Annotated in this window: 25 protein-coding genes; 12 read left to right on the top strand and 13 right to left on the bottom strand. The window is 63.5% G+C overall.

Features of this window, described 5'->3' with window-relative positions:
- Positions 1-60: 60 nt before the first annotated feature.
- The 5 genes from AC2T4A_RS12080 (at position 61) to AC2T4A_RS12060 (ending at position 4,242) form a co-directional block, all read left to right on the top strand.
- Complete coding sequence (locus AC2T4A_RS12080; RefSeq protein ID WP_486743404.1) at positions 61-1,062, top strand: D-cysteine desulfhydrase; 1,002 nt, start codon at positions 61-63, stop codon at positions 1,060-1,062.
- A gap of 119 nt (positions 1,063-1,181) precedes the next feature.
- Positions 1,182-1,982 carry a cystine ABC transporter substrate-binding protein gene (gene tcyJ, locus AC2T4A_RS12075; RefSeq protein WP_486743403.1) on the top strand — a complete coding sequence of 267 codons (801 nt, stop codon included), beginning with the start codon at positions 1,182-1,184 and terminating at the stop codon, positions 1,980-1,982.
- Positions 1,982-2,653, top strand: a complete 672-nt coding sequence (gene tcyL, locus AC2T4A_RS12070; RefSeq protein WP_171049556.1) for a cystine ABC transporter permease — start codon at positions 1,982-1,984, stop codon at positions 2,651-2,653. Before tcyJ ends, tcyL begins: the two co-directional genes overlap by 1 nt.
- Positions 2,650-3,417: an L-cystine ABC transporter ATP-binding protein TcyN gene (gene tcyN / locus AC2T4A_RS12065; RefSeq protein WP_416745606.1), complete on the top strand. Its 768-nt coding sequence runs from the start codon at positions 2,650-2,652 to the stop codon at positions 3,415-3,417. The genes tcyL and tcyN overlap by 4 nt, the downstream gene beginning before the upstream one ends.
- 126 nt (positions 3,418-3,543) lie before the next feature.
- Positions 3,544-4,242: a pirin family protein gene (locus AC2T4A_RS12060; protein ID WP_416745608.1), complete on the top strand. Its 699-nt coding sequence runs from the start codon at positions 3,544-3,546 to the stop codon at positions 4,240-4,242.
- Positions 4,243-4,305: 63 nt separating this feature from the next.
- Here the strand turns inward: AC2T4A_RS12060 and AC2T4A_RS12055 are convergent, their stop codons facing one another.
- The 6 genes from AC2T4A_RS12055 to ttcA all read right to left on the bottom strand — a co-directional run bounded on the left by AC2T4A_RS12055 (position 4,306) and on the right by ttcA (position 8,604).
- Positions 4,306-4,968, bottom strand: coding sequence for an O-methyltransferase (locus AC2T4A_RS12055; protein ID WP_486743402.1), 663 nt, complete (start codon positions 4,966-4,968; stop codon positions 4,306-4,308).
- A 15-nt stretch (positions 4,969-4,983) separates the two neighbouring features.
- On the bottom strand, positions 4,984-5,514 hold the full coding sequence (locus AC2T4A_RS12050) for a C40 family peptidase (RefSeq protein ID WP_478378821.1): 531 nt from the start codon (positions 5,512-5,514) through the stop codon (positions 4,984-4,986).
- Positions 5,515-5,594: 80 nt separating this feature from the next.
- Complete coding sequence (locus tag AC2T4A_RS12045) at positions 5,595-6,221, bottom strand: C40 family peptidase (RefSeq protein WP_138215336.1); 627 nt, start codon at positions 6,219-6,221, stop codon at positions 5,595-5,597.
- A gap of 69 nt (positions 6,222-6,290) precedes the next feature.
- Positions 6,291-7,055, bottom strand: coding sequence for an NAD-dependent deacylase (locus AC2T4A_RS12040; RefSeq protein ID WP_486743401.1), 765 nt, complete (start codon positions 7,053-7,055; stop codon positions 6,291-6,293).
- A 28-nt stretch (positions 7,056-7,083) separates the two neighbouring features.
- Positions 7,084-7,755 carry a DNA-3-methyladenine glycosylase I gene (locus AC2T4A_RS12035; protein ID WP_416745616.1) on the bottom strand — a complete coding sequence of 224 codons (672 nt, stop codon included), beginning with the start codon at positions 7,753-7,755 and terminating at the stop codon, positions 7,084-7,086.
- Positions 7,756-7,776: 21 nt separating this feature from the next.
- Complete coding sequence (gene ttcA, locus AC2T4A_RS12030; RefSeq protein WP_017522174.1) at positions 7,777-8,604, bottom strand: tRNA 2-thiocytidine(32) synthetase TtcA; 828 nt, start codon at positions 8,602-8,604, stop codon at positions 7,777-7,779.
- A gap of 101 nt (positions 8,605-8,705) precedes the next feature.
- On the opposite strand from ttcA, the gene AC2T4A_RS12025 reads away from it, so the two are divergent.
- The 3 genes from AC2T4A_RS12025 to AC2T4A_RS12015 all read left to right on the top strand — a co-directional run bounded on the left by AC2T4A_RS12025 (position 8,706) and on the right by AC2T4A_RS12015 (position 10,810).
- A complete protein-coding gene (locus tag AC2T4A_RS12025) occupies positions 8,706-9,302 on the top strand; it encodes a DNA-J related domain-containing protein (protein WP_416744404.1) in 597 nt (198 codons plus the stop codon).
- A gap of 160 nt (positions 9,303-9,462) precedes the next feature.
- Positions 9,463-10,059: a Yip1 family protein gene (locus AC2T4A_RS12020; RefSeq protein ID WP_024764594.1), complete on the top strand. Its 597-nt coding sequence runs from the start codon at positions 9,463-9,465 to the stop codon at positions 10,057-10,059.
- A gap of 253 nt (positions 10,060-10,312) precedes the next feature.
- A complete protein-coding gene (locus AC2T4A_RS12015) occupies positions 10,313-10,810 on the top strand; it encodes a SprT family zinc-dependent metalloprotease (protein WP_486743400.1) in 498 nt (165 codons plus the stop codon).
- A gap of 6 nt (positions 10,811-10,816) precedes the next feature.
- Here AC2T4A_RS12015 and AC2T4A_RS12010 read toward each other — a convergent pair whose 3' ends face one another.
- Together AC2T4A_RS12010 and AC2T4A_RS12005 are read right to left on the bottom strand one after the other, a co-directional pair.
- Entirely contained in the window at positions 10,817-11,998 is a 1,182-nt protein-coding gene (locus tag AC2T4A_RS12010) for a CaiB/BaiF CoA transferase family protein (protein ID WP_486743399.1), read from the bottom strand.
- 42 nt (positions 11,999-12,040) lie between these two features.
- Positions 12,041-13,180 (bottom strand): acyl-CoA dehydrogenase family protein, encoded by a 1,140-nt coding sequence (locus AC2T4A_RS12005; RefSeq protein WP_486743398.1) that lies wholly within the window; start codon positions 13,178-13,180, stop codon positions 12,041-12,043.
- A gap of 145 nt (positions 13,181-13,325) precedes the next feature.
- Between AC2T4A_RS12005 and AC2T4A_RS12000 the strand changes: the two genes are divergently transcribed.
- Positions 13,326-13,790, top strand: a complete 465-nt coding sequence (locus AC2T4A_RS12000) for a GNAT family N-acetyltransferase (protein ID WP_486743397.1) — start codon at positions 13,326-13,328, stop codon at positions 13,788-13,790.
- A gap of 179 nt (positions 13,791-13,969) precedes the next feature.
- Here AC2T4A_RS12000 and AC2T4A_RS11995 read toward each other — a convergent pair whose 3' ends face one another.
- Complete coding sequence (locus AC2T4A_RS11995; RefSeq protein ID WP_416744412.1) at positions 13,970-15,286, bottom strand: OprO/OprP family phosphate-selective porin; 1,317 nt, start codon at positions 15,284-15,286, stop codon at positions 13,970-13,972.
- A 301-nt stretch (positions 15,287-15,587) separates the two neighbouring features.
- Between AC2T4A_RS11995 and AC2T4A_RS11990 the strand changes: the two genes are divergently transcribed.
- Entirely contained in the window at positions 15,588-16,502 is a 915-nt protein-coding gene (locus AC2T4A_RS11990) for a DedA family protein/thiosulfate sulfurtransferase GlpE (protein ID WP_478378842.1), read from the top strand.
- 111 nt (positions 16,503-16,613) lie between these two features.
- Here AC2T4A_RS11990 and AC2T4A_RS11985 read toward each other — a convergent pair whose 3' ends face one another.
- From AC2T4A_RS11985 to AC2T4A_RS11975, 3 genes are read right to left on the bottom strand one after another with little or no spacing between them, the layout of a single operon-like run.
- The gene (locus AC2T4A_RS11985; protein ID WP_169937215.1) at positions 16,614-16,853 is read right to left on the bottom strand and encodes an anti-sigma factor family protein; all 240 of its coding nucleotides are present in this window, start codon (positions 16,851-16,853) and stop codon (positions 16,614-16,616) included.
- Entirely contained in the window at positions 16,847-17,458 is a 612-nt protein-coding gene (locus tag AC2T4A_RS11980; protein ID WP_486743672.1) for an RNA polymerase sigma factor, read from the bottom strand. The genes AC2T4A_RS11985 and AC2T4A_RS11980 overlap by 7 nt, the downstream gene beginning before the upstream one ends.
- Positions 17,458-18,579, bottom strand: coding sequence for a beta-ketoacyl-ACP synthase III (locus tag AC2T4A_RS11975; RefSeq protein ID WP_486743396.1), 1,122 nt, complete (start codon positions 18,577-18,579; stop codon positions 17,458-17,460). The genes AC2T4A_RS11980 and AC2T4A_RS11975 overlap by 1 nt, the downstream gene beginning before the upstream one ends.
- Before the next feature lie 426 nt (positions 18,580-19,005).
- Between AC2T4A_RS11975 and AC2T4A_RS11970 the strand changes: the two genes are divergently transcribed.
- Entirely contained in the window at positions 19,006-19,518 is a 513-nt protein-coding gene (locus AC2T4A_RS11970; protein ID WP_486743395.1) for an ankyrin repeat domain-containing protein, read from the top strand.
- A gap of 1 nt (position 19,519) precedes the next feature.
- On the opposite strand, the gene AC2T4A_RS11965 is transcribed toward AC2T4A_RS11970, so the two are convergent.
- The gene (locus AC2T4A_RS11965; RefSeq protein ID WP_486743394.1) at positions 19,520-20,422 is read right to left on the bottom strand and encodes a LysR family transcriptional regulator; all 903 of its coding nucleotides are present in this window, start codon (positions 20,420-20,422) and stop codon (positions 19,520-19,522) included.
- A 114-nt stretch (positions 20,423-20,536) separates the two neighbouring features.
- On the opposite strand from AC2T4A_RS11965, the gene AC2T4A_RS11960 reads away from it, so the two are divergent.
- On the top strand, positions 20,537-21,721 hold the full coding sequence (locus AC2T4A_RS11960; protein ID WP_486743393.1) for an MFS transporter: 1,185 nt from the start codon (positions 20,537-20,539) through the stop codon (positions 21,719-21,721).
- Positions 21,722-21,768 lie beyond the last annotated feature (47 nt).

Below are 21,768 nucleotides of genomic sequence, written 5' to 3'. Positions count from 1 at the left end.
TGCAGGCGCCCCTCGCGCGCTCTATCGTGACGCATCCCGCCGCCACACCGAGAATCCCCCATGAGTGCCCTGCGCGAAGCCCTTGCCCGCTTTTCCCGCCTCGACCTCGCCGGTGGCCCGACGCCCCTGGAAAAGCTGGAGCGGCTCTCCGCACACCTGGGCCGCGAGTTGTATGTGAAGCGCGACGACACAACGCCCTTCGCCCTGGGCGGCAACAAGGTGCGCAAGCTGGAATTCCTCGCTGCCGATGCGCTGAAGGCCGGCGCCGACACACTGGTCACCGCCGGCGCGATCCAGTCCAACCATGTGCGCCAGACCGCGGCCGTCGCGGCGAAGCTCGGTCTGCACTGCGTAGCACTGCTGGAAAACCCCATCGGCACCAATGACCGCAATTACCTGAGCAACGGCAATCGCCTGCTGCTGGACCTGTTCGGCACCGAGGTCGAACTCGTCCCCAATCTCGATACCGCCGACGAACTGCTGGCACAGGCTGGCGAACGCCTGCGCCGTGAGGGCCGTAAGCCCTACATCGTGCCCATCGGCGGCTCCAATGCGCTGGGAGCCCTGGGTTACGTGCGCGCCGGGCTGGAACTGGCGGAGCAGATTCACAGCAGCGGCCAGGCGTTCTCCGCCGTGGTGCTCGCCTCCGGCAGCGCCGGCACCCATGCGGGCCTGGCGATCGCGCTGGCCGAGGCCTTGCCGGAGCTGGACGTCATCGGGGTAACCGTTTCGCGGACCGACGCAGCGCAACGGCCGAAAGTCGAAGGGCTGGCTGCGCGCACGCTGGAACTGCTCGGCCACGACTCAGCGACCCGGCCGATCATCCAACTGTGGGACGAGTATTTCGGCCCGCGCTACGGCGAACCCAACGCCGGCACGCTGGAAGCAGTGCGCTTGCTGGCGAGCCACGAAGGCCTGCTGCTCGACCCGGTGTACACCGGCAAGGCCATGGCCGGATTGCTCGATGGCGTCCGCCGTGATCGCTTCGTAAAACCAGGGCCTATCCTGTTCCTGCACACCGGCGGTTCACCAGCGCTGTTCGCCTATCATTCGGCCACTTGAGTTACATACCATTCAGAACTAGGCATGTAATTTTTTATTATTTTATTGCATAACGATTCTGCCCATATAGTCGCCACGCGTTGACTAACCTGCTTAAAACACCAAAAACGGGGACCACCATGACCTTCTCCGCACTGCGACGTCATTTCCTGCTTGCCAGCCTGACCCTCACCCTCGGCGCCAGCTTCTTCGGCCAGGCCCAGGCCGCCGACGACCTGCTCGCCCAGATCAAGTCCAAGGGCGAAGTCCGCGTCGGTCTCGAGGGCACCTACCCGCCTTTCAGCTTCCAGGACGAGAACGGCAAGCTGGCCGGTTTCGAAGTGGACTTCTCCAACCTGATCGCCAAGGAACTGGGCGTCACCGCCAAGCTCCAGCCGACCAAGTGGGACGGTATCCTCGCCGCGCTGGAATCCAAGCGCCTGGACCTGGTGATCAACCAGGTGACCATTTCCGAAGAGCGCAAGAAGAAGTACGACTTCTCCGACGCCTACACCGTTTCCGGCATCCAGGCGCTGGTGCGCAAGGGTGACGAAGGCAAGTACGACGCGCCGGAAAAACTGGCAGGCGTGAAAGTCGGCGTGGGCCTGGGCACCAACTACGAGCAGTGGCTGCGCGAACACGTGCCGCAGGCTGACGTGCGCACCTACGAAGACGATCCAACCAAGTTCCAGGACCTGCGCAGTGGCCGCATCGACGTGATCCTGGTGGACCGCCTGGCCGCCTTCGACATGGTCAACAAGACCAAGGGCGCCATGGCGCTGACTGGCGCGCCCTTCGCCCGCCAGGAAGCCGGCATCGCCCTGCGCAAAGGCAATCCGGAACTGCTCGCGGCGCTGAACAAGGCCATCGAGAAATTCCGCGCCGACGGCACGCTGAAGAAACTCTCGGAGAAATGGTTCCAGGCTGACGTCACCCAATGATCGAGGAAAGCCTGCAGCTTGCGCTGGATTCCGCGCCCTTCCTGTTGAAGGGCGCGGTCTTCACAGTAGTCCTCAGCGTAGGCGGCATGTTCTTCGGACTGCTGCTGGGCTTCGTGCTGGCGCTGATGCGCCTGTACGGCTTCACCCCCGTGCGCTGGATCGCGCGCATCTACGTGTCGTTCTTCCGCGGCACGCCGTTGCTGGTCCAGCTCTTCATGATCTATTACGGGCTGCCCCAGGCCGGCATCGAACTCGACCCGCTGCCGGCGGCACTGATCGGCTTCTCGCTGAACATGGCCGCCTATGTCTGCGAAATCCTCCGCGCCGCCATCGGCTCCATCGACAAGGGCCAATGGGAGGCCGCTGCCAGCATCGGCATGACCCGCGCCGAGACCCTGCGCCGGGTGATCCTGCCGCAGGCCGCGCGCACCGCCCTGCCGCCGCTGGGCAACAGCTTCATTTCGCTGGTCAAGGACACCGCCCTGGCCGCCACCATCCAGGTCCCGGAATTGTTCCGCCAGGCCCAACTGATTACCGCGCGGACCTTCGAGGTCTTCACCATGTACCTGGCTGCCGCGCTGATCTACTGGATCCTCGCGAGCATCCTGTCGCACCTGCAGAATCGCCTGGAAGACCGGGTCAACCGTCATGACCAGGAGCACGACGCATGATCGAAGTACGCCAGCTGACCAAGCAGTTCCGCGGCCAGGAGGTGCTCAAGGGCATCGACCTGACCGTCGCGCCTGGCGAAGTGGTCGCGATCATCGGCCCCAGCGGCTCGGGCAAGACCACCCTGCTGCGCTGCCTGAACCTGCTGGAAGTACCTAACGGCGGAACCATCCAGGTCGGCGACATTCTTATCGACGCCTCCCGGCCACTCAGCGGCCAGCAAGGGCTGATCCGCAAGCTGCGCCAGCACGTGGGCTTCGTCTTCCAGAACTTCAACCTGTTCCCCCACCGCACCGCGCTGGAGAACGTGGTGGAGGGCCCGATCATCGTGAAGAAGGAGCCGCGCGCCCAGGCCATCGAGCGTGCGCGCCAACTGCTGGCGAAGGTTGGGCTGGCCGGCAAGGAGGACTCGTACCCCAAGCGCCTCTCCGGCGGCCAGCAGCAACGTGTCGCCATCGCCCGCGCCCTGGCCATGCAGCCGGACGTGATCCTCTTCGACGAACCCACCTCGGCGCTGGACCCGGAGCTGGTCGGCGAGGTCCTGGCGACCATCCGCGGCCTGGCCCAGGAAAAACGCACCATGGTCATCGTCACCCATGAGATGAGCTTCGCCCGCGACGTCGCGAACCGGGCGATCTTTATCGACAAGGGAGTGATCGTCGAGCAGGGCGACGCCAAGGCGCTGTTCGCTCACCCGAAGGAAGAGCGCACCCGCCAGTTCCTCAGCAAATTCCTCGATCAGGGCGAAAAGCGCACAGCGGAATAGGATCGAATAATTCGATCTATATCTGCCGATATTTGCGCTTTTTTATCGATCATCTGCGCGAGAAGATAGTCCCATGAACCGCGCGGCCTGGCCCACTGACCAGCCGCGCCCCACGAGGACTAAGTCATGATCGAACGCAGACCCTTCCAGCAACTCGGCGGCGCCAACCACGGCTGGCTCAACGCCAAGCACCACTTCTCCTTCGCCGAGTACTACGACGCCGAGCGTATGGACTGGGGCAACCTCCGCGTCTGGAACGATGACGAAATCGCCGCCGGCACCGGCTTCCCACCGCATCCGCATCGCGAGATGGAAATCATCACCTACGTACGCCAGGGTGCGATCACCCACCAGGACAGCCTGGGCAACAAAGGCCGTACCGAAGCGGGCGACGTGCAGGTGATGAGCGCGGGCTCGGGCATCGTGCACTCCGAGTACAACCTGGAGAAGGATGTCACCAAGATCTTCCAGATCTGGATCATCCCCTCAGTACGCGGCGGCACGCCGTCCTGGGGCGCCAAACCCTTCCCGAAGGGCGACCGCGCCGGGCGCTTCGTGACCTTGGCCAGCGGCTATGAAAACGACGCCGACGCCCTGCGCATCCGCGCCGAAGGCCGCCTGGTCGCCGCCACGCTGAAGGCTGGTCAAACCGCCGAGTACGAACTGGGCAACGGCCACCGCGCCTACCTGGTGCCGGCAACTGGCAAGGTCGAGGTCAACGGCGTCGAACTGCTGGCCCGCGACGGCGCTGCCATTGCCGATGAGGTGGTGGTGAAGGTCACAGCGCTGGAGGACAGCGAAGTGATTCTGGTGGATGTCGCCTGACTCAGGCGCTGGTAACGAAAAAGGCACGCCGATTGGCGTGCCTTTTTTCTATCGATTCCTGCCTCAACGCTTGCGGCAAAGGCTCATGCCATCACCGATCGGCACCAGCGAGTAGTCCACGCGCTCATCCGTCTTCAGCGCCAGGTTGAGCTGCTGGATCGCTAGTGTGTCCGCGCTTTCCGGATTCGCCTCCAACACTCGCCCGCTCCACAGTACGTTGTCGAAGACCACCAGGCCGCCCGAACGCAGCAAGGTCAGGGCATGCTCCAGATAAATGGGATAGTTGGCCTTATCGGCATCGATGAAGACCAGGTCGAAGCTGTCTTGTTGGTCGCCGGCCACCAGGGCTTGCAGCGTGGCCAGAGCCGGCCCGAGGCGCAGTTCGATGCGAGAATCGACGCCGGCCTCGCGCCAGTAGCCTCGAGCGATATCGTTGTACTCACCGGGAAGATCGCAACAAAGGACATGGCCGCCCTCGGGCAAAGCCTCCGCCATGCACAAGGCGCTGTAGCCGGTGAAGGTGCCGATTTCGAGAATGCGCTTGGCGCCAGTCAGCTTGACCAGCAACGCAAGGAACTGGCCCTGTTCCGGGGCGACCTGCCAGCGGGACATCGGCAGGCTGGCAGTCTCGGCGCGCAGCCGTGCCTTGACGGGCGAGTCGCGCAGGGAAACGTCGAGAAGGTACTGGTAAAGCGAGTCGTCAAGGTTGAGCGTACGGGTGGTCATTGGCCCTCCTGAGCATCAGGGGTGGAGGGCGAGACTCTGCACGGCGAGGACACGCTTGGCTTCCAGGAAGGCTTTCTGCCAATAGGCGCTGTCGAGGCTGTCCAGGCGTACGGTCCCGCCCGTTCTGGGCGCATGAACGAAGCGCCCTTCCCCGACATAGATACCCGCATGGCTGACGCCACGTCCACCGCTGGTAGCGAAGAACACCAGGTCGCCACTCTGCAGGGACTCGCGACCGACGGTGGGCGCACGCAGGGAGATCATCTCGCGGGTGGAGCGCGGCAGCATCAGGCCAGTGGCATCGCGGTATACGTAGCCGATCAGGCCGCTGCAATCGAAACCGCTATCAGGCGTGTTGCCGCCCCAGCGATAAGGCGTACCGACCAGGCCAATGGCACGGATCAGGACATCGTCAGCAGCCTGGGTGTTGTAGACGGGAGCAGCGGGCGCGTTCACCACGGGAGGCGGTGACGGCGGAGTACGACTGGCGCAGGCGGCCAGCGAAGCGATGAGAGCGAGGGAAATGATGCGCTGAGGAACGAGCATGTGATGGCATCCCGTCAAGGAGTGCCATCACTTTGTACCAACAGTGAGTTGAGCGCAATACTTAAAGTAAAACTTTAAGTTTAGCGGGTCACCGTCTTCGGCTCGTAGCCGGGCTCGAGCACACGCTTGGCTTCCATGTAGCTCAGGCGCCAGTAGCTCTCGTCCAGGCTGTCCACCCGCACACCACCGCCACGGCGGCTGGCGGAATGGATGAACTGGCCGTCACCGATATAGATACCGGCGTGGCTGACACGACCGCGACCACGGTTGTTGAAGAAGATCAGGTCGCCCGGCTGCAGGTCTTCTTTCGAGACCAGCGGGACATCCATATTGATCATCTCACGCGTGGAGCGCGGCAGGCTGATGCCCGCTTCTTCGCGGAACAGATAGCCCACGAAGCCGCTGCAATCGAAGCCGGTCCGCTCCGATTTCCCACCAAAGCGGTACGGAGTACCGATCAGCGAGAACGCGCGGTCCAGAATGTCGGATACATGGGCAGTCGAACTGCCGTTATCGTTTTTGGCCCCCTCGTCCTGCGACTCATTCATCAGCGCTATGTTGTGCTGATTTACCTGGAACGCTGCTCGAGTGGCAGGCACTGAAGCGACCTGGTTCGGCTGCGATTCCGGCGAATGGCTGGCGCAAGCTGCCAGCAGCAGAACGAAACTCATGGGCACGAGGGGTGCTAAGCGTTTAAGCATGGGCACGACCGTGTCTCATTAGCTCCATTTATTAGCGGGCTAATTTGCCCGCTCAATGGGGGCAATGCAAGTTTTTTATCGCGGAATGTGACTCAGCAGGCGCGGCATAATGTCTAAGGCTCGACCAACCATTCTTTCTTCGACCACCGAACTCAGGTCGGTCAGCCCCGGATTCACTTCTGCGGTAAAGCCTCCCGCGTCCCGCGTGCGCAGCACCGGCTCGATGATGTAGGGGAAGCTCGCGGTGGTCCCCACCAGCAGAACGGCATCGAATCCCCTGCGCAATTGCGCATAGAGTGTGTCGATCGCCTCCTCTGGCAACATCTCCTCGAACAGTACCACCGGTGGGCGCAGCACTCCTGCGCAGCGCGCGCATTTCGGCGGCAGCGGCCCATCCAGATGCCCGTCCAATTCAGCGCTCTCCAGTCCGCAAGACTGGCAATACAACGGCGCCAGCTCACCATGGATCTCGATCAGCCGCTCCGGCGGCGACCCGGCGCGACGATGAAAGCCATCGATGTTTTGCGTCAGCACCCAGCACTCCGGCTTGAGCCGTTGCAGTTCGGCGATGGCCTCATGGCCTGCGTTAGGCCGCGCATTCAGGCAGGCCTTGCCCAGTTCGGCCAGGTACTTCCAGCACAGCGCCGGGTCCTTCTGCAGCATCGGTCCAGAGATGGCTACCTCTATGGGTATCCCTTCCGCCGTGCGGCCGTTGTACAGGCCGCCCAGGCCACGATAGGTGGGCATGCCGGAATCGGCAGAGAGTCCGGCGCCGGTGATCACCAGGATGCGTTCGGCGCGGGCCAGTGCCGCGCCGGTACGTTCGATGGCCGAATCCAAGCGCCCTCCTCCGCAGCCGAGCTGCGCGTCAGTGGTTGACCGTGTACGACAGCATCATCGAGATATGGCACAGCGGACGACCGCTTTGTTCCTGCCAGGTGTTGAATGCGGCCTGCACCAGGGCCAGGTCCTTCAGACTGGTCGGCGTCTTGTCGACGATTTCCTGGGCCTTGAGCGCGGCGACTACGTCATCACTGAGAACAAAGGTGTCCTTCCCAGCCATGCGCAGGAAACGTGGCGCGGACATTCCGCCCAACTGGCTGCCACGCTTGGCCACCAGCTTCCATAAGCCAACAATGTCGCTGGACGGCCAGTCTGCCAGCAACTTGCCGAAGCTGCCGTACTCCCGGGCGATATCCAGGACGAACTGGGCGTTGCGCGGCACGCTCTTGAGCTTGCCCAGGTGGCGGATCAGCCGGGCATCCTGCATCAGGTTTTCCAGACGCTCGCCGCCCATCAACACGACCTTCTCCGGATCGAAGCCGAAGAAGACTTCCTCGAAGGCCGGCCACTTGGCATCTACCAGGCTGTGCTTGAGCCCGGCGCGGAAGATGCGCAGGCTGATCAGCGACAGGTAGCGATCATCGCCGACCGCCGCCAGCTCTGCCGGCGACTTGCAGTGTGGCAGGCGGGCTTCCAGCGCTTCGACCGAGCCGAAGCGGTTCAGGCAGAACTCGTACAGCCACTGGTAATCGCGCATCGAACGTCCTTGCGGAAGGAATTACAGGTTCATCACGTCGAGGAAACGCGGGGTGGCGGTCTCGTCGATGCGCAGACTGTTGAAGTCGAACAGGTTGCGGTCGGCCAGTTGCGACGGCACCACGTTCTGCAGGGCACGGAACATGATCTCGGTGCGGCCCGGCGACTTGCGCTCCCAGTCCAGCAGCATCTCCTTGACCACTTGGCGCTGCAGGTTTTCCTGCGAACCGCACAGGTTGCACGGGATAATCGGGAACTCCTTGAGCACCGAGTAGGCCTCGATATCTTTCTCGTTGCAGTACGCCAGCGGGCGAATCACGACGTTGCGGCCGTCGTCGGACAGCAGCTTGGGCGGCATGGCCTTGAGGGTGCCGCCGTAGAACATATTAAGGAAGAAGGTTTCCAGGATGTCGTCGCGGTGGTGCCCCAGCGCCATCTTGGTCGCGCCGATCTCGTCGGCGTAGGTGTAGAGGGTGCCACGGCGCAGGCGCGAGCACAGCGAGCAGGTGGTCTTGCCCTCCGGGATCTTCTCCTTCACCACCGAGTAGGTGTCCTTCTCGATGATGTGGTACTGCACGCCGATGGATTCCAGGTAGGCCGGCAGCACGTGCTCAGGGAAGCCGGGCTGCTTCTGGTCCATGTTCACCGCGACGATCTCGAACTGGATTGGCGCGACCTTCTGCAGGTACAGCAGGATGTCCAGCAGGGTATAGCTATCCTTGCCGCCGGACAGGCAGACCATGACCTTGTCGCCGTCCTCGATCATGTTGAAGTCGGTGACCGCTTCGCCAACCTGGCGGCGCAGGCGTTTCTGCAGTTTGTTCTGGTTGACCGAAAGGGTGCTGGCCATGGTGCTCTGAAATCCGAAGGGCAAGACGAAAAGCCGGTCATTTTACGCGCAAAGCGACGCGTACCCCAGCCCCTCTATCGGGCTACTGCTAATCTGACAGCATGACGCCCGATCTCGATCCCTCCCACGACCTGACGGACCATCTCCTGCAGCTCTTACGGGAGGCGCCTGAAGGTATCTCCGAATTCCAGTTGATTCAGCAGTTGAAGGCACGGCATTCCACCCATGTGCCCAACCTGCCGCTGACTGACAAGCTGGTGCTGTTCCGTACCCATTTCATGGTGTTCAACGCGCTGTATCGCCTGCGCGATCGGCTCTGGGAGGAGAACTCGGCGCATCTGGAGATCGGCCCGCTGCAGATCCGCCTCTCTCCTTACAGGAATGGCGTGCAGGCGCTCGGCGAGCTGGACGCACTGCGCGCCTACTACCTCGACGAGAAGCATCTGAAGGAAACCACCGAGCGCGACGTGGAGAAGCTGCTGGAAAGCTTCTGGACGCGCATGCAGGGCAACGAGGAAAAAGCCGCGGCGCTGGCCCTCTTCGAATTGGAAGACGGCCCGGTGGACTACGCGCTGATCAAGCTGCGCTACCGCCAGCTGGTCAGCCAGCACCACCCGGATCGGGGCGGCAGCACCACGCGCCTGCAGTCGATCAACAAGGCCATGGAAATTCTGGAGCGCTATTACAGCCGCCCGTGAAACTCCCATTTGCTCTAACTCCACGGACGACGTGGCTTGCAGCCATTCCTATACTGCGACGTAAGGTCGCATAGGTCGGCCGGGCACCGGATGTCGCTGGCTACGCGAATCAGGCGCCTTGCTGGGGGGCGACCTTCTATAAGAAGAGGAGAATGCTGACATGATCCATCATGTGTGGGGGCTCTTCACCCATCCCGATCAGGAATGGCAGGACATCCGTGGCGAGGAAGAATCCATCAGCCACATGTACCTCACCCACGTCCTGATCCTCGCTGCCATCCCGGTCATTTCCGCCTACATCGGCACCACGCAGGTCGGCTGGGTATTGGGCAATGCGGGACCAGTCAAGTTGACGGCCGCCAGCGCGATCCAGCTGACCATCATGACTTACATCGCCATGCTCGCCGGCGTCGCCGTGATGGGCGCCTTCATCCACTGGATGGCTCGTACGTACGATGCGTCGCCATCGCTGACCCAATGCATCGTGTTTGCTGCTTATACCGCGACTCCGCTGTTCATCGGTGGCCTGGCGGCGCTCTATCCGCATCTTTGGCTGGGCATGATCATCGGCACCGCCGCGATCTGCTACACCGTCTACCTGCTCTACGTCGGCATCCCGACCTTCATGAATATTCCCAAGGATGAAGGTTTCCTGTTCTCCAGCTCGGTGCTGGCGGTAGGACTGGTGGTGCTGGTGGCGATGATGGCCCTGTCGGTCATCCTCTGGGGCAGCGGCGTCGGCCCGGAATACACCTGATTCCACTCTCTGCAAGAACTCTCTGTAAAAGAAACCGGGCCCTTTTGGCCCGGTTTGTTTTTGGCTCTTACCGAACAGGCTCGCCGATGGCCCCATCGCTGGGTGGTTCGCGAGCAAGCTCGCTCCTACAGGACAATGCTTGCCTGAAACTCGCCCGGCTTGCCTGAACCTGCACCCCGGACGAGCGGCCGCGAGAAATCCTCCACCCGCGCTCCGACTGCGGCATAATCTGCCCCCGTCGGAGAACCACTGTATGCCTGAACAGCTCAACGCTCGCGTCGAAGCCTGCTACCAGCAGGCTGAAGCCTTCTTCCAGCGGCGCTTTCCCCGCCCGGAAGTGAGCTTCCGGCTACGCGGCCAGAAGGCCGGCGTCGCCCACCTGGATGAAAACCTGCTGCGCTTCAATCCGCAGCTGTACCGGGAAAACCACGAACACTTCCTGCAGCAGACCGTGGCCCATGAAGTGGCGCACCTGATCGCCCACCAGATGTTCGGCCCGCGCATCCGCCCGCACGGCGAGGAATGGCAGTTGATCATGCGCGGCATCTACGGCTTGCCGCCGGACCGCTGCCACACCTACGAGATCAAGCGCCGCCGCACCACCCGCTACCTGTATCGCTGTCACTGCGGCGAGGGGAACGAGTTCCCCTTCTCCTCCCAGCGTCACAACCTGGTTGCACAGGGCCGCCGCTACTATTGCCGGCGCTGTCGCGCGACGCTGATATTCACCGGCGAAACCCGCCGCGAGTGAAGTCGCTCAGGCGATGACCTTCGCCGCCTTGAGCGCTGCGACCTGCTCGTCGCTATACCCCAGCTCCACCATCACCTCAGCCGTGTGCGCGCCCAGCGCAGCGCCGATATGGCGCGGCTCGGGCAGGCCTGCGGAGAAGCGGATCGGGCAGGCCATCTGCCGTTGCTCGCCGCCCTTCCCGTTGGGCACCTGGGTAACCACTCCGCGCGCGACCAGTTGCGGATGCTCCACCGCCTCGCCCAGTGACAGCATTGGTTCGACGCAGGCGTCCAGTGCGGCGAAACGCTCCTGCCAGTGGCCAAAATCCTGCTTCTCGAACTCGATGGCGATCTCGCGCTTGAGCGCCTGCTGTTCATCCGGCTTGGCTGACAGCCCGCGCGCAGCCAGTTCCGGACGGCCGATGGCAGCGCAAAACTGCTGCATGAACTGCGGTTCCAGGCTACCCACCGAGAACCAGCGACCATCGCGGGTGCGGTAATAGTCATAGAAGCTGCCGCCGTTGAGCGCGAGACCTTCCATCTCCGGCTCCACGCCCGCCGCGAGATAGCCCGCGCCGGCCATGCCATGCAGGCTGAAGGCGCAGTCGGTCATGCTCACGTCGACCTGCTGCCCTTCCCCCGTCTGCTGCCGGTGGATGACCGCCGCCAGCAGGCCCATCACGCCATGCAGCGAACCACCTCCGATGTCCGCCAGTTGCACGCCCAGTGGCAGCGGGCCGCTCTCGCGGCGGCCGGTGTAGCTGGCGACGCCGGCCAGGGCCAGGTAGTTGATGTCATGCCCGGCGCGGTCGCGCAGGGGCCCGGTCTGGCCGTAGCCGGTGATCGACACGTAGATCAGCTTCGGGTTGATCGTCTTGAGCGCCTCGTAGCCCACGCCCAGCTTGTCCATCACGCCAGGGCGGAACTGCTCCAGCACGATGTCGTACTCCTGCACCAGTTGCTTCACCACCTCCACCGCCTCGGCCTGCTTTAGATCCAGTGCAATGCAGCGCTTGTTGCGGTTGAGGTAGGCATGGCTGGCGGACGTGCCGTCCACGTGCGGTGGCAGGACCCGCACCAGGTCCATGCGCGTAGGCGACTCCACGCGCAGCACCTGGGCACCCATGTCGGCCAGCAGCAGCGAAGCGAACGGCCCCGGCAGCAGGGTGGAGAAATCGAGGATCTTCAGTGAGGCGAGCGGGCCGTTCATGTGCACTCCTGTTTCGCTCAATCGATACGTGGGCACCGCGCCTCAGAGCTTCATGCCGCGGCTGATGATCTCTTTCATGATCTCCGAAGTACCGGCGAAGATGCGTTGGATGCGCGCGTTCGCGTACATCTTGCAGATCGGATACTCCCACATGTAACCCCAGCCACCGTGCAGTTGCACGCCTTCATCCACCACCTTGCAGAGCAGTTCGGTGGTGAACAGCTTGGCCTCGGCGGCCACTTCGGGAGTGAGCTTCTTCTGGTTGTGGTCCATTACGCAACGATCGGTGAAGACCTGCGCCACGTCGATCTGCGTGCGCATCTCGGCGAGCTTGAAGCGAGTGTTCTGGAAGTGCGCGATCGGGCGATCGAACGCCTTGCGCTCCTTCACGTAGTCGACGGTCGCGTTCAGCGCGGCCTCGGCGCCGGCCACCGCGCCACAGGCGTTGGTCAGGCGTTCCTGGGCCAGCATGTTCATCAAGTAGAAGAAGCCGCCCTTGGCGTCGCCCAGGAGATTTTCCTTCGGCACTTTCACGTTGTTGAAGAACAGCTCGGCGGTGTCCTGGCTCTTCATGCCCAGTTTCTTCAGATTGCGCCCGCGCTCGAAGCCTTCCATGCCGCGTTCAACCACGAACAGCCCCATGGCGTGCTTGTTCGAAGGATCAGTCTTCGCCGCGACTATCACCAGGTCCGCCAGCAGGCCGTTGGAGATGAATACCTTGGAGCCGTTGAGAACGAAATGGTCGCCCTTGTCCACCGCCGTGGTGCGCATGCCAGCCAGGTCCGAGCCGGCCGACGGCTCCGTCATCGCCACCGCCAGGATGCTTTCGCCACGAATGATCCCCGGTAACCAGCGGGCCTTCTGCTCGGCATTGCCGTACTCGGCGATGTAGGGGCCGCACAGCGCCGAATGCAGCGGGATCATGAAACCCGGCTCGTTGATGGCAGCCAATTCCTCACACATGATCTGTTCGTAGCGGAAATCCTTCAGAGCAGTTCCACCGTATTCCTCTTCCGCCCAGGGCAGCAGGAAGCCCATCTCCCCCGCCTTGCGCCAGACACTGCGGTCCACCACGCCGGCTTCCTCCCATTCCTCCTGGTGAGGCACCACTTCCTTGTTGAGGAAGGATCGGAACGCATCGCGGAACAGGTTGTGCTCAGTCTCGAAGTGATTGCGCAGCATGGTCGACTCCCGGTGGGTTGAGTGCCCGCAGGGTAGGTGCTGGCCGCGCGCGGCCTCAATGACGCGAGCGCTCAGGGTCGATTGACGCAATCGCCCAGCAGATGCGAGTGTGAAACATCCCAAAGCTGCACCGGAGAGCGCCCGCATGCAGATTCGACCTTTCCAGGCGGAGGACATCCCGCCGTACGAAAGCTGGTTCGACGATCCGCTGCTCTACGCGCAACTGGGCCCGATGGATCGCTACTGGCTGGAACATGTGCTGAAGGATGCGGACAAGGCCCAATACAGCATTCTCCGGGGCGGCCTGCTGATCGCAGTGGTGGGAGTTTGCCTGCCCACCCCGGCGCATCCGTACTACTTCGTCACCGACCTCGCCGTGCGCCCGGAGTTGCGCGGCTCGGGAATCGGGCGCGCGGTGATGAGGCTGGTGATGAGCCGAGCGGAACTGCAGAGCAGCCCCTTGTGGCGCGCCAGCGTGAGGCCGGACAACCTGGGGGCGCTGGCCTTCCTCATCAAGCTGGGCTGGACGCGACTGGAAATGGGCAACCCGTTCGATGAGCTGCTCGAGTTCGAATTCCGCCGACGGCCAGCGGGCCCCAGTTTTCGCTGAGGCAAACCGTGTAGGAGCGAGCTTGCTCGCGAACGAAGTTTCCTGCGAATTCCCAGTGCAGCAGATTCGCGAGCAAGCTCGCTCCTACAAAGAACGTCCGTTCCTTTGCAGACGCGTATAAAAAACCCCCGCCGAGGCGGGGGTTCACACAAAGGAGTCAAACGGTAGAACTGTAGTTCTTAGAACACGTACTGCAGGCGGGTTACGACACCGTTGCCGTCGTCGTCGCCATTGGCGTTGCGGATGCCGTCGGTGCTGACGTGAACGTAGTCCAGGGACACTTTCACGGCTTCGTTGGCGTACCAGTTCACACCGATGGTGTTGGTGCTGGCCTTGGTGTCACCCACGTCGCGGGTGGCGGTGGCCACGACCACGTTCGGGTCATCAACCTTGATGTGGTCGTAACGGTAGAAGACTTCCCAGGCACCGATTTCCTTGTTGGACGGCTTGATGGTGTCGAACTTGGCGCCATCGAGCTTGTACACGCGGGATTCACCGGTGATGGTGTAGGCCAGTTGACCGTAGTAGCCGTCCGCCTTGATATCTTCGTAAGCGTCGGCATCAGCCTTCAGCTTGCGCTTCAGGTACTCGGCCTGAGCGGAGAACGGGCCGAAGGCGTAGGCGAATTCAGCACCCCAGGTGGAGTCGTCCTTGTAGGAGCCGGCCGGGCTCAGGGTGGCGCCGCCGAAGGTGGCACGGTTGCCGTTGTCGCCAGCGTCGTTACCGCCGTTGGTGGCGATACCACGCATGCCCAGACGCGGACGGATGCGGGAGTCGAAGGCGGTGTCATCCAGGTCACGGTAGGCGTAATCCACGCCAACGTGCAGGACGTTGCCGTCGGTGTTCAGCGGAGCGAACACACCACGGAAGTTGAACTGCTTGACGCTGTCGCCGTCGGTGTCGTCGGCGTCCTTGGCGTATACGCCGGCGTCCAGGTAAGCCATGTTGGCGACGACGCCGCCAACCTGGGCACCCATGCCGTCCTGATGGGTGTTGATCCAGTCAGCCAGTTCGTAGGCGCTGGTACGCTCGGTGGCGGTCACCCACTTGGAGCTGGTGGCTTTTTCCAGACCGAAGTCCGGATCGAAGCGGCCGAATTTCAGGGTTACCGGGCTGAAGCCGGTGTAGCTGAAGGAAGCCTCATCGAAGTAACCGTTGTCAGCGTTACCGGAGTTGTGGGACATGTCGTAGTTGATCTGGTATTTCCAGTCTTTGTAGACAGTGCCGCCCAGTTCCAGGTACGCACGGCGGAAGTAGGCGCCGTCACCGTTGTTGCCGTTCTTGGTGTAAAAACCATCGAAGCGGCTGTAATCCGCTTGCAGACGGCCACCAAGCTTGAAGCTGAATTCTTTGTCAGTGGTGCCGACCTCAAGACCGCCCTTGGTCTTGATTACGATATCGGCGCCATCGGTGGTGACTGTGCCTGCGAAAGCCTGGGCGGAAACGGCCAGTGCCAGGGCAGTGGCGGCGTAACCGGCGAAGTGCTTACGGATCATCGAAGATTCCCCTTAATGGTATTTGCGTTGAACACGCCGAGTGCCTGGCTGCTGCGCGCCCCCCAAGGACTCGCACAGGCCGTTCTGGCGGCCCCCGTTTGTGTTGCTGGGAATCTTGGCGAGGGGTTATTTCAGATCGGTTGCTCGTAGATAAAACTTTTATTACAAAGGAACTTTTGATTTCCTTATGGCATAAAGGTGCCAAGCCACGGCTTCCTAGGCTTGCAGGCACTTTCTGAAGTCCGCTTTGCCGGTATGCTGTCGTCTTCCGCCGAAAGACCTTCTCCGCTCAGGCTTTCCCATGCACGAACTGCAACCCCTGATTCAGCAGCACGGCCTCACCCTGCTGTTCTTCAACGTACTGCTGGAGCAGTTGGGCCTGCCGATTCCGGCCTACCCGGCGCTGATCGTCGCCGGCGCACTGGCCCTGCAAGGCAGCGGCGTTCCCTTGGGCCAGGCACTGGCAGTGGCCGTATGCGCCTGCCTGATCGCCGACCTGATCTGGTTCTGCGCCGGCCGGCGCTACGGCGGATTCATGCTGCGCAGCGTGTGCAAGGTTTCGCTGTCGCCTGACAGTTGCATCCGCCAGAGCCAGAGCCTGTACCTGCGCATCGGTCCGCGGGCGCTGCTGATCTCGCGCTTCCTCCCCGGTGCCAGCGCGCTGACCACCACCATGGCCGGCATGACCCGCACGCCACTGCCGCGCTTTCTCGCCTATGACTGCGCAGGAGCGGCGCTATGGGCCGGTTCGGCGCTGATGCTCGGGAGCATCTTCAGCAGTGCCGTGGACCGCATCCTCGGCTTGCTCACCGAATACGCGAGCGTTGGTGTCGCAGCGCTACTGGGCGCCTTCGCGCTGTTCATCGCCTGGAAGCTCTGGCAGCGCTTCAGCTTGCTCAAGCGCACTGCGCGGATTCCACGCATCAGCGTCGACGAATTGCGTGCACGGCTGGACGCCGGCGAGCCGCCGCTGATTCTCGACGTACGCGCGCAGTTCGATGACGAGGCGATCCCCGGCTCCATCGCCTTCAGCCTGGACGGTGCGCTGGACGAGCTGCGCGGCAGCCTGGAGGACAAGGACGTGGTGATCTATTGCGCCTGCCCCCACGAGCTTTCCGCAGCGATGCTGGCGGAGCGGCTGCAGGCCTTCGGACACCCGCGTACGTGGGCGCTGTCGGGCGGATTGGATGCTTGGCGGGCACAGATTCCGACGTAGGTCTGAAACCTGGCGTAGGAGCGGACTCCGTCCGCGATGGGCATCCGTCGTGAAGAAATCGCGGATAAATCCGCTCCTACGCCAATCGCCAGCATAGGAGTGAGCCAACGTTCAGCGCCGCGCGCTGTCCCGGCGAAGCTCGGCGAGATGGTCAGCCAGGCGCTCCGAGTCCGGGCGAGGCGGTTCTGGTAGCAGGCGCAGGGTCGCCTGGGTCAGACGCATCTGCCGCAGATAGCGCCGGCAGTGGCGGCACAGCAGCAGGTGCCGGCGCAGTGCCAGCTTTTCCCGCCAGCCCAGTTGCTCGTCCAGCAGGTCGCTCGAGCGCGCCACCAGTTCCTTGCAGGTCAGCATTCCCCGGTCTCCTCGAAGTGCTCCACGGTGGCGAACACCTTCAGCCGCGCGCGATGCAGCAGCACCCTGACATTGGAGAGCGAAACTTCCAGCAGATTACAGATCTCTTCCAACTCCAGCCCTTGGCGTTCGCGCAGCAGCAACACGCTGCGCTGCAGTTCGGAGAGGCTGAGCAAGGTCTTTTCCAGACACTGGCGCAGTTCGTCCTCGGCCAGCAGGGCCTCTGGCGAGTCCTCGTGCCAGGCCAGCGGCGCCGGGCTCCAGTGGCCGTCGGCGGCGAAGCGGGTTTCGTCGATGCTGCCGTGGGGGGCGGGCAGATCGTCCAGCGATACGTCCCGACGGACCTTGCGCAGGAGGGATTTGGCGGTATTGGCGGTGATGGTCAGCAGCCAGGTCTTGAGGCTGGAACGCCCCTGGAAGCCATCCAGGTTGCGCACGGCGGCGAGCCAGGCGTCCTGCACCACTTCGTCGGCATGGGCTGCACCGACGATGGCGATGGCCACGGCGCGCATCGCACCCTGGTAGGTGGCTACCAGGGTGCGGAAGGCCTGCTGGTCGCCGGCCAGCAGGCGCGACAACAGCTCGCTGTCGTCGACGGGCACGATCAGCGCTTGCGCAGGATCACGCTGCCGATGGAGTAGCCGGCGCCGAAGGAGCTCAGCACGCCGATGGAGCCGGCGGGCAGGTCGTCCTGGTACTTGTGCAGGGCGATGACCGAACCGGCCGAGCTGGTGTTGGCGTAGGTGTCGAGAATCACCGGCGCTTCGTGCGCCTCGGCGTCGCGGCCGAGCAGCTTGCGGGTGATCAGCAGGTTCATGTTCAGGTTGGCCTGGTGCAGCCAGAAGCGCTTCACGTCGCTGACCGGGATGTCGTTTTGCGCCAGATGTTCGCCGATCAGCTCGGCCACCATCGGGCAGACGTCCTTGAACACCTTGCGGCCTTCCTGCACGAACAGTTTGTCGCGGTTGCCGATGCCCTCTTCCGCCGCGCGGTTGAGGAAGCCGAAGTTGTTGCGGATGTTGTTGGAGAACTGGGTCAGCAGCTTGGTGCTCACCACGTCGAACTGGTGCTTGGAGGTCGCCTGGTCGGCGCGCTCGATGACCACGGCGGTAGCGGCGTCGCCAAAGATGAAGTGGCTGTCGCGATCGCGGAAATTCAGGTGGCCGGTGCAGATTTCCGGGTTGACCATCAGGATGGCGCGGGCCTGGCCCAGTTGCACGCTGTTGACTGCGGCCTGGATGCCAAAGGTAGCCGAGGAGCAGGCGACGTTCATGTCGTAGCCGAAGCCCTGAATACCGAGGGCGGCCTGCACTTCGATGGCCACCGCCGGGTAGGCGCGCTGCAGGTTGGAGCAGGCGACGATCACCCCGTCGATGTCCTCGGGCTTGCGACCGGCGCGCTCCAGGGCCTGTTTGGCAGCGGCGGAAGCCATCTCGCAGAGGATGCCCCAGTCGTCGTTGGAGCGCTCCGGAATGCGTGGCGCCATGCGCTGCGGATCGAGGATGCCTTCCTTGTTCACCACGAAGCGGCTCTTGATGCCGGAAGCCTTCTCGATGAACGCCGAGCTGGACTCGGAGAGAGCTTCCACTTCGCCCTTGGCGATAGCGTCAGCGTGCTGGTCGTTGTAGCTGCGGACGTAGGCGTTGAAGGATTCCACCAGTTCATCGTTGGAGATGCTGAACGGCGGGGTATACAGGCCGGTTCCGCTGATCACGACTTTATGCACGGTCAATCCTCTTCAATTCTCAAAGCCGCCGGGCCGGGCGGCTGGGTTAGGCATCAAGGTGCCCGCACACTGGCCGGCACTGAATATTCTTGGGCTTTCGCGCTGGGCGCGAAGGCTGCGGGGTGGCGTCCCCTGCAACCGGGCAGTTTGCCATCCCGCGCGGCGAGCGGCACATCTGGCCGCCCGGCGGCTCGCGGTAACACCGCAGGTGCAACCACTGACCGCCGATTATGCTGCAATTTTCGCCGAAAAGCCGCCGTACGAAGGCGGCATTTGCGCAAGTTTACGGACGCGAATCACGCCACACCTGCCCTGAAGCAACGGATTGAAATTTTTCACCGGCACCATAGGCACAGTGTTGGCGCGCTGTAGCGCGCTACTCCTTATCCTTCAGTGCATTCCCGACTTTGCCAAGGAGACTTCAGGATGAGCGCCGAAAACCGACCGGAAATGGATGAACAGACCCTGGAGTTCGCCAACCAGGTAATCGACCTCGCACGCCAGGGTGATACCGAGCGCCTGGCCAACCTGCTGAGCCAGGGCCTGCCGGCCAACCTGCGCAACCACAAGGGCGACAGCCTGCTGATGCTGGCCAGCTACTACGGTCATCACGACACCGTCGGCGTGCTGCTCGATCACGGTGCCGACCCGGACCTACGCAACAACGCCGGGCAAACGCCACTGGCCGGCGCCGCCTTCAAGGGTGATCTGGAGATGGTGCGCCTGCTGCTCAGCCATGGCGCCCAGGTGGAAGGCGCCTCGCCGGATGGCAAGACTGCGCTGATGATGGCGGCGATGTTCAATCGCCCGGAGATCGTCCGCTGCCTGCTGGAACACGGCGCCAACCGCGATGCGCGTGACGCCAGCGGCCTGACCCCGCTGGCCGCGGCGAAGATGATGGGAGCGGCCGATACCCTGGCGCTGCTCGAAGCGGCCTGAGTCAGTCGATGCGCACGTGCTCGGCGAGGAAGTCGAGCACCGCCCGCACCCGCGCCGGAAGATGCCCGGGCTTGCCGAGGTAAAGCGCATGCATCGGCTTGCGGTCGCCGGGATTGAAGTCCCCTAGCACCTCCACCAGCCGCCCGGCGGCGATGTCCTCGCGCACCTGGAATTCCGCCAGCCGCGCCAACCCCAGGCCTGCCAATGCCAGATGGCGCACGCTGTCGCCATCACTGGCCTGCACATTACCGCTCGGCTCGGCTTCCTGCAGCGGCTTGCCAAGGAACGGCCAGTCCGGCTCGATGCGCCGGTAGCTGAACCCCACGCAGTTGTGCCCGCCCAGCTCACGCGGATGCTGCGGCGTGCCGTGCCGCCCGAGATACTCGGGAGCGGCGACTATCTTGTGCCCGGATTCCCCCAGCGAACGCGCCACCAGCCGCGAGTCCCGCAGCGGGCCGCTGCGCAAGGCGACGTCGGCGCGCACCTCCAGCAGGTCCACCACCTCATCGGTCAGTTGCAGGTCGAGGTTGACGCCGGGGAAGCGCTCGAAGAACAGCGGCAGCGCCGGAATCAGGAACTGCCGGCCGACGGGCAGGTTGCAGCTGATCCGTACTCTGCCCTGCGGCTCGGCGCTGGCCGAGGCTTCGCGTTCGGCTTCGTCGAGATCGGAGAGGATGCGCAGGCTGCGTTCGTAAAACGCCGCGCCTTCCGCCGTGAGCTGCTGGCGCCGGGTGGAGCGGTTGAACAGCCGCGCGCCGAGGCGATCCTCCAGGCGTGCCACCAGCTTGCTGATTGCCGAAGGCGTCATCCCGCACTGCTGCGCGGCAGCGGTGAAACCACCGGTTTCCACCACGCGGATGAAGACTTCCATTTCGCCGAAGCGGTTGACGTCAGGTCGCGCCATGTTGAATTCAATTCACAGGTGATTTGCTTATGAGCAGTCTATATCAGCAATACGCACGGGGATAAGGTGGCGCCATTCTTCACTCTTTATGCAAATCAGCCTGGGAGAGCCACCGTGCCCATTGCCTTGTACGCCTTGACCGCCGGTGCCTTTGGCATCGGCGTTACCGAATTCGTGATCATGGGATTGTTGCTGGAGGTCGGCCATGACTTCGGTGTGTCCATCTCCGCCGCCGGCCTGCTGATCTCCGGCTACGCCCTGGGCGTGGTGCTCGGCGCGCCGCTGCTCACCGCCCTCACCGCGCGCTGGCCGCAACGGCGTACGCTGCTCGGGCTGATGGTGATCTTCACCCTCGGCAACCTGGCCTGTGCCCTGGCACCGGACTACGCCACGCTGATGGCGGCGCGGGTGCTGACCTCGTTCGCTCACGGCACCTTCTTCGGCGTCGGCTCGGTGGTCGCCACCAGCCTGGTGCCGGCCGAACGCCGCGCCTCGGCCATCGCCCTGATGTTCACCGGCCTCACCGTCGCCACCATTCTTGGTGTGCCGCTGGGCACCTGGCTCGGCCAACTCTATGGCTGGCGTGCGGCCTTCTGGGTGGTGACCGGCATCGGTCTGTTAGCCCTGGCGATCCTGGCGATCTACCTGCCGCGCAACGGCGCACCACCGGCCGCCGGCAACCTGCGCGACGACTTCCGCGTGCTGAAGCGCCCGGCCGTACTGCTCGGCCTGCTGACCACCGTGCTCGGCTTCGGCGGCGTGTTCACCGTGTTCAGCTATGTCTCGCCGCTGCTGACTCGCCTCGCCGGTTTCTCCGAAAGCGCGGTGTCGCCGGTGCTGCTGGTGTTCGGCGGCGGCCTGGTGCTGGGCAACCTGTTGGGCGGCAAACTGGCAGACCGTCGGCTGCTGCCCGCTCTACTCGGCAGCCTGGTGGCACTGGCGGTGGTCATGGGGCTGATGAGCTTCGCACTGGAGAATCAGGTTGCGGTTGTCATTTTCATCGCCCTGCTCGGCGCCGCCGGTTTCGCCACCGTGCCACCGCTGCAGATGTGGGTGCTGGAGAAGGCCCACGGCGCCGGCCAGAGCGTGGCGGCAAGCTTCAACATCGCCGCGTTCAACCTGGGTAATGCGCTGGGTGCCTGGCTGGGCGGCATAACCATCGACCACGGCCCCGGCCTCGCCGCGCTGCCCTGGGTCGGTGCGCTGCTGCCTGCGGCAGCCATCGCCACAGCGCTGATCTGCCTGCGCCTGGAACGCGAACCGGCAATGCCGGCGGCAACCGTCCAGCAGGCCCGGTGAACGATCGGCGAAACCGTACTGTCGAGGATAGGGGCGCGCACTGTCGC

The sequence above is a fragment of the Pseudomonas sp. PVC-3-1 genome (assembly GCF_057444315.1).
The sequence above is the reverse complement of the archived record's forward strand: the minus strand, read 5'-3'. Positions and strand labels throughout refer to the sequence as shown.

Bases quoted from the DNA above. Each gene is read 5' to 3' on its own strand.
- AC2T4A_RS12080 (WP_486743404.1), top strand. From the start codon at position 61: ATGAGTGCCCTGCGCGAAGCCCTTGCCCGCTTTTCCCGCCTCGACCTC.
- tcyJ (WP_486743403.1), top strand. From the start codon at position 1,182: ATGACCTTCTCCGCACTGCGACGTCATTTCCTGCTTGCCAGCCTGACC.
- tcyN (WP_416745606.1), top strand. From the start codon at position 2,650: ATGATCGAAGTACGCCAGCTGACCAAGCAGTTCCGCGGCCAGGAGGTG.
- AC2T4A_RS12060 (WP_416745608.1), top strand. From the start codon at position 3,544: ATGATCGAACGCAGACCCTTCCAGCAACTCGGCGGCGCCAACCACGGC.
- AC2T4A_RS12055 (WP_486743402.1), bottom strand. From the start codon at position 4,968: ATGACCACCCGTACGCTCAACCTTGACGACTCGCTTTACCAGTACCTT.
- AC2T4A_RS12050 (WP_478378821.1), bottom strand. From the start codon at position 5,514: ATGCTCGTTCCTCAGCGCATCATTTCCCTCGCTCTCATCGCTTCGCTG.
- AC2T4A_RS12035 (WP_416745616.1), bottom strand. From the start codon at position 7,755: ATGCGCGATTACCAGTGGCTGTACGAGTTCTGCCTGAACCGCTTCGGC.
- ttcA (WP_017522174.1), bottom strand. From the start codon at position 8,604: ATGGCCAGCACCCTTTCGGTCAACCAGAACAAACTGCAGAAACGCCTG.
- AC2T4A_RS12025 (WP_416744404.1), top strand. From the start codon at position 8,706: ATGACGCCCGATCTCGATCCCTCCCACGACCTGACGGACCATCTCCTG.
- AC2T4A_RS12020 (WP_024764594.1), top strand. From the start codon at position 9,463: ATGATCCATCATGTGTGGGGGCTCTTCACCCATCCCGATCAGGAATGG.
- AC2T4A_RS12015 (WP_486743400.1), top strand. From the start codon at position 10,313: ATGCCTGAACAGCTCAACGCTCGCGTCGAAGCCTGCTACCAGCAGGCT.
- AC2T4A_RS12010 (WP_486743399.1), bottom strand. From the start codon at position 11,998: ATGAACGGCCCGCTCGCCTCACTGAAGATCCTCGATTTCTCCACCCTG.
- AC2T4A_RS12005 (WP_486743398.1), bottom strand. From the start codon at position 13,180: ATGCTGCGCAATCACTTCGAGACTGAGCACAACCTGTTCCGCGATGCG.
- AC2T4A_RS12000 (WP_486743397.1), top strand. From the start codon at position 13,326: ATGCAGATTCGACCTTTCCAGGCGGAGGACATCCCGCCGTACGAAAGC.
- AC2T4A_RS11995 (WP_416744412.1), bottom strand. From the start codon at position 15,286: ATGATCCGTAAGCACTTCGCCGGTTACGCCGCCACTGCCCTGGCACTG.
- AC2T4A_RS11990 (WP_478378842.1), top strand. From the start codon at position 15,588: ATGCACGAACTGCAACCCCTGATTCAGCAGCACGGCCTCACCCTGCTG.
- AC2T4A_RS11985 (WP_169937215.1), bottom strand. From the start codon at position 16,853: ATGCTGACCTGCAAGGAACTGGTGGCGCGCTCGAGCGACCTGCTGGAC.
- AC2T4A_RS11970 (WP_486743395.1), top strand. From the start codon at position 19,006: ATGAGCGCCGAAAACCGACCGGAAATGGATGAACAGACCCTGGAGTTC.
- AC2T4A_RS11965 (WP_486743394.1), bottom strand. From the start codon at position 20,422: ATGGCGCGACCTGACGTCAACCGCTTCGGCGAAATGGAAGTCTTCATC.